This window comes from Pseudomonas sp. (assembly GCF_026224925.1).
Taxonomy (GTDB): Bacteria; Pseudomonadota; Gammaproteobacteria; order Pseudomonadales; family Pseudomonadaceae; genus Aquipseudomonas.
Map to the genome: position 1 here is coordinate 1 of NZ_JAMFRV010000114.1, position 5,816 is coordinate 5,816.

General features: G+C 57.9%; 4 protein-coding genes. 1 reads left to right on the forward strand and 3 read right to left on the reverse strand.

The annotated features are described in order from the left end of the window. The 3 genes from M0974_RS05210 to M0974_RS05220 all read right to left on the reverse strand — a co-directional run. Positions 1–506: biotin/lipoyl-binding protein (locus M0974_RS05210; RefSeq protein ID WP_297833620.1), on the reverse strand; the 506-nt coding region annotated here is incomplete at its 3' end. A gap of 12 nt (positions 507–518) precedes the next feature. Next, complete coding sequence (locus tag M0974_RS05215) at positions 519–2,672, reverse strand: type I secretion system permease/ATPase (protein ID WP_297833623.1); 2,154 nt, start codon at positions 2,670–2,672, stop codon at positions 519–521. A 25-nt stretch (positions 2,673–2,697) separates the two neighbouring features. Continuing rightward, a complete protein-coding gene (locus M0974_RS05220; protein ID WP_297833626.1) occupies positions 2,698–4,056 on the reverse strand; it encodes a TolC family outer membrane protein in 1,359 nt (452 codons plus the stop codon). A gap of 483 nt (positions 4,057–4,539) precedes the next feature. On the opposite strand from M0974_RS05220, the gene M0974_RS05225 reads away from it, so the two are divergent. Beyond that, positions 4,540–5,816 (forward strand): retention module-containing protein (locus M0974_RS05225; protein ID WP_297833628.1); only part of this gene is annotated, 1,277 nt, incomplete at its 3' end.

The window sequence follows — 5,816 nt, forward strand, 5'->3', positions numbered from 1 at the left end:
CGCCGTTGCCGCGACTCATACAACGACAGTTCATCGGCAGCCACTTGTGGCGCCTTTTTGATCACCTCGTCCGAGAGCTTGAACGGCCTGCCTTCAGCTTCGGCAGATAAGCGCTCAACCTGAGCCACCAGTGCATAACGATCCGCTTCGCTTTCGCCCTTGTTCGACAGAAAGCGTGTGTCGTCCAGGCGCAGCAAGGTATCGCCCTTGTTCACCATTTGCCCTTCGCGGACAAAAATCTCGGTGACGATCCCGCCTTCAAGGTTCTGAATGACCTGCACTTTGCTCGACGGAATCGCTTTGCCTTCCCCCATCGTGACTTCTTCGAGCACGGCAAATTTTGCCCAGACCAATGCTGAGACGATCAGCGCGGCGGCGATCCATACCGTTAATCGTGAGCCCCGAGGGGCGTCCTGAGCGGCAACGCCCGCCACTTCAGGCATGAATTCTGTGTCGGCAGATTTGCCGAAATGAAAGTAGCCGCGCTGGCCGGTAGTCGCTGACATGGGGATATTTTCCTAGACCGCTGCCGAGCCGACGCGGCCCTTGCGTAGCGCTTCGATGACAATGTCTTTTGGGCCGTCGGCGACGATTTTGCCGTTGTCCAACACCACTAACCGGTCCACCAAACTGAGCATTGAGGTGCGATGGGTTACCAGCAGCAACGTCTTGCCCGGCATCGAGCCGTGCAGGCGCTGACGCAAAATTTCTTCGCTGCTGTTGTCCATGGCGCTGGTGGGTTCGTCCAGCAACAAAATGGGGGGGTCGAGCAACAGTGCCCGGGCCATCAACACCGCTTGGCGTTGCCCACCGGACAGCAGTTGTCCGCGCTCGCCCACCGGCCGATCAAACCCTTGCGGGTGCTGGCGAGCGAGTTCGCTGACGCCGGTCATTTCCGCCACTTCGAGCATCCGTGCATCGCTGATATAGCGCGCGCCCAACGTCAGGTTGTCGCGCAAACTGCCGGCGAGCAGTGGCAGGTCGTGGGCCACGTAGCCGATTTGTTGCCGTAAGTCCGCCACGTCCAATTGCCGCAGGTCCAGACCGTCCAGCAGCAGTTGACCTTCTTGCGGCGCATAAAACCCCATCACCAGCCGCGCCAGGGTGCTTTTTCCTGAGCCGCTGCGGCCGATGATGCCGACCCGCTCACCGGGGTTTACCGAGAAACTGACGTTGTGCAATGCGGGGGTGTTTTGTCCGTTATAGCTAAAGGTGACTTGGTGCACGTCCAGCGCGCCCTTGAGTTGGGTGCGCTCCAGCGGGCGTTGTTTAGCATCGCGCTCTTGGGGCAAGGCCATCAGGGCGTCGGTGCTTTTCATCGTCAGTTGCGCTTGCTGGTAGCGCGTGATCAGCCCGGCGATTTGCCCCAGCGGCGCCAGCACCCGGCTGCCCAGCATGTAGGTAGCGACCAGCGCGCCAACACTCAGGTTGCCAGCAATGATGCTGTAAACCCCGGCGACAATGGTTGCCATGCCGCAAAACTGTTGGATGAACAGCGTGCCGTTACTGGCCAGCGCCGACAGATTACGCGCGTGGCTGTCGAGGCGGGTGAGGGCGCCGTGGGTGGTTTCCCACGTGTGCTGGCGCTCACTTTCGGCGCTGCAGGCTTTTAGGGTTTCGAGGCCGCCAAGGGTTTCGATCAGCAGGGCCTGTCGTGCGGCACCCAGGGATAAGCTGCGTTGCACGGTGTCGCGCAGGCGAACCTGAATCAGCATGGCGAAGACGATGGTGATGGGAAACGCCACCATGGGAATCACCACCAGCCAGCCACCCAGTAGACCGATCACCGCCAGCATAAGCACGGCGAACGGTAGGTCGATCAGGCTGGTGAGGGTCACCGCTGTGAGAAACTCCCGCAGGCCCTGGAAGTCATGAATACTTTGCGCGAAGCCACCAACGGTGGCCGGGCGGGCTTTCATCGACATCCCGGTAATACGTTCAAATAAAGTGGCCGAGAGGATGATGTCGGTTTTCTTCCCCGCCTGATCCAGCAAGTGCGCCCGAACCATCCTGAGTACCAGTTCGAAAACCGTGCCAACCAGCAGCCCAATGGACAGCACCCACAAGGTCGAAACTGCCTGGTTCGGCACCACGCGGTCGTAGGTTTGCATGACGAACAGCGGCACCATCAGCCCCAGTACATTGATGCACAGGCTGGCAAGAATCGCATCGCTATACAGCCAGCGGGAGAGTTTCAGGGTGTCGCGAAACCAGGCGTCAACTCTCGGCACCAACGGTGAGCGCAGGTCTTCGAGTTCATGACGCGGACGGGCGAACAGCGCCTGTCCGCTGTAGTTTTCAGCCAGTTCTTCACGGCTGACCCACTGCTCGCCACCTTCTGCCTCGCTGGGCAAAATCAACGCACGACCGTCGTCGGACCAGCGCCTGAGGATGGCACAGCGGCTGTTTTTCAGCAGTAACAACACGGGAAGATTCAGTGTCGAAATGTCGTTCAGCTCGCGCCGCAACACTCGCGCTTGCAACCCGGCGCGGGCAGCGGCCCGAGGCAGTAGGTCGAGGGTCAAACGCTGCTGTTTCAACGGCAGGCCAGCGCTCAGGCCGGCCCGGCTGACGGTGCAGTCGTGCAGCTTGCAGAGGATCAGCAGACCATCGAGCAATGGGTCGTCGAAGCTCAGACGAGGGTCGACGGACAAGGTTTCCATGGTGGTCAAATTGGCGTTCCTCTTAGGACAACCGCTATTTCATTTCTGGCAAGCGCGCTTCGCTTTTGACGTCCGAAAGTGCCACTGCTTCGTTCGGTAAAACCACGCGCAACTGACGCAACAAATCACCGGTGGTGGCGAGTACGCGGTACATCGAGAACTCCTCGGTGTAGCGCACTTCGGTGTAGCGGCGGGCGGCGTTGAACAGTTCGTTTTCGCTGTCTAGCAAGTCGAGCAGGGTGCGTTGACCGAGGCCGAACTGGTCTTGGTAGGCAGCGCGGACCTTAGTGGTGGTTTCCGCGTATTCCCGGGCGATTGGCGCCTGGATGTGGGCGTTGTTCATGGCGTTCCAAGCCAGCGAAAGATTCTCGTTGAGCGTGCGCAAGGCGTTGTTGCGGATGTCCATGGACTGGTTGACGCGGTACGCATCACCTTGCATACGGGCCTTGTCGCGGTTGCCGTTGAACAGGTTGTAGTTCATCACCACGGCGGCGCGCCATTCATTGTCGTAACCAGGCTCGCCTTGCAGATTGTTGTTGGCGCCGGTTGCCAGTTCAGCATCGAAACGCGGGTAGAACGGCGACTTCGCAACCTCGTATTGGCTCTCGGCCGATGCCACGTCAGATTGGGCAGATTTCAGGTACGGATTATTCGCCAGCATCGATTGCCGAGCGTCCACCAGGTTGGCTGGTACTTGCCCCATGATCGTGGCCGGTGTTTCCAGTTCGTCAGGCATACGGCCGACAGCGCTGAAGAAGTTCGCCTCGGCGTCTGCCAAATCCACTTGTGCGGTGTAAAAATTGTCTTCAGCCAAGGCGCGACGAGCCTTGGATTGGTCGCGGTCGGCGTTGGTGCCTAACCCTCTGCTGCTGCGCAAGCCGATCTGGTCGTTGATGCGCAAATGCGCTTGCAGGTTGTTCTTGGCCAGGGTCAAGAGTTCGCGGCGTTTCAACACTTCCAGGTACACCTCGATTGCACGTAACGCGACGTCTTCCGAGACGCCCTGCACGTAGTAAGCCCGGGAATTGACCACTGATTCGGTACGACGAACTTCGTTCGGGGTGTTGAAGCCATCGAACAGCATCTGCCGCAACCGCAGTTCGGATTGCGTGTAATTGAGCGTTTCTTTGTTGTTATTGCCGGTGATTGCTCGCGTGGTTGGACTGTCGGTGCCTTCGCGGCCATACCCGGCAATCAGGTCCACTGTCGGCAGATACCCCCCTTTGGCAATTTTCACGTCCTCACCTGCAGCCAGTCGGCTGTTCAAGTTGGCGTGAACCTCGGGGTGGTACTCGATAGTGCTCTGGACCGCCTGGGTCATCGACATGGCCTGCGCGTTTGCACAGCTCATGGCCAAAAGAATTGCGCTACAGATGGGACTCAAAACGCGCATGTACTTCTCCCTAATGCTTGTTGATGTGCCATTTCGCCAATAAATTGGCTCAAAACCCAGATAAAACCGTATCAGAAATGTAACAGCAAGGTTAAGGATTTGTTTTGGCTTCGTTAAGACGATTTTTTCATAATGTATATGCCAAAAAAAACTTATGCGCCCGTCCAATTTCCAGACATTGTTCAAATCTCAAAACGCTTTTAGCCTAAGCCAGTAGGGGTTTTAGACGGTTTTAGGAAAATTTCAACACGATAGAAAAAAATGTGGGCGAGCTGTAGGGAAGAGGTAAAACATGGCCGTATTGAGTGACTGTTTTTTGTCGTTTGATGATGTCTTAAGGCCATTTTGTTGTGATTTATGAACGGTTTTCTCAAAAATATGTAACGTTTTAGTGTCGGTTTTTGTAAGAAAAGCCACCAAAGGGCAGTTGCGCTTTTCTGCGAGACCCAGTAGCCGGCAAGCGTCGGCAATGGAGGAGTGGATATGGCCAAATTGATCGGTACTGTTACGCGGGTTGTCGGTGAGGTTTTCGCGGTTGCGGGTGATGGAAGTCGTCGTGCGCTGGTACAAGGGGATCGGGTGTTCGCAGGCGAGCAGCTGCAAACCGGTGCTATCGGCGCTGTCGCGGTGCACCTTGCCGACGGTGGGGAACTGACGCTCGGGCGCGACAGCAGCATGCCGTTGACCTCCGATATCCTGGCTAATCACGCGACCCACATCGACACCCCGGATACCGCAGTGGCGACTCAGGCGCAGTTGATTGCCGTGCAGCAACTGCAGCAAGCCATCGCCGCCGGCGATGACCCGAGCATAACGGCGGAGCCTGCTGCCGCAGGGCCGACCACCCCTGGGCCTCCAGGCCCGTTGGGGCTTGGGGGTGGACACTCTTTTGTGCTGTTGGAAGCCGTCGGCGGGCACGTCGACCCCGTGATTGGTTTTCCTACAGATGGCTTGAGCAGCACGCCGATTTTTCCTGAAGGGGACGTCGCACCGTTTACCGGTAGCCCTTCGGACACGCCGATACTGGTCCTTCCTCCGACGGCACCTCCCGTAGCGCCACCTCTTCCTGATACCAGCATCCACATCGTTGGATCGGACGTGCTGACGGTCAACGAGGCCAACTTGCCCCTAGGCTCTGCTGCCAACGCTGGTGCGCTGACCCAAAGCGGGAGTTTCACGATTAACGCTGCCGACGGGCTAAGAAGCTTGAGCATCGGCGGGGTCAACGTCATCACCAACGGTGCGTCCATTGGTTTTCCGCAATCGATTGAGACTGCATTAGGCAATACGCTTACCGTCACCGGCTACAATCCGCAAACTGGTGTGGTCACTTACGCGTACACCTTGAATGGCGCGGATACCCATCCGGCCGGAGAGGGTGCCAACAGCATCTCCGAACATTTCAACGTGGTGGCGACCAACAACGACGGCAACGTGGCCAGCGGCACGCTTGACGTCAACATTATCGACGACGTGCCTAAAGCAGTCGACGACAGCAACCCGAATACCGCGTCTGAAAGCCTGCTGACGTTGACCGGTAACGTCCTGTCCAACGACACCCAGGGCGCAGACCGCATCCCTACTGGCCCAATTGTTGGCGGTACGTTTGTCGGGACCTACGGCACACTGGTAATCGCAGCAGACGGTACCTACACCTACACCCTGAACGCACATAATCCAGACTTTATCGCCCTGCACGGCGGTGGCAACGGCATAGAAACGTTCACCTACACCCTCAAGGATGCCGACGGCGATACCAG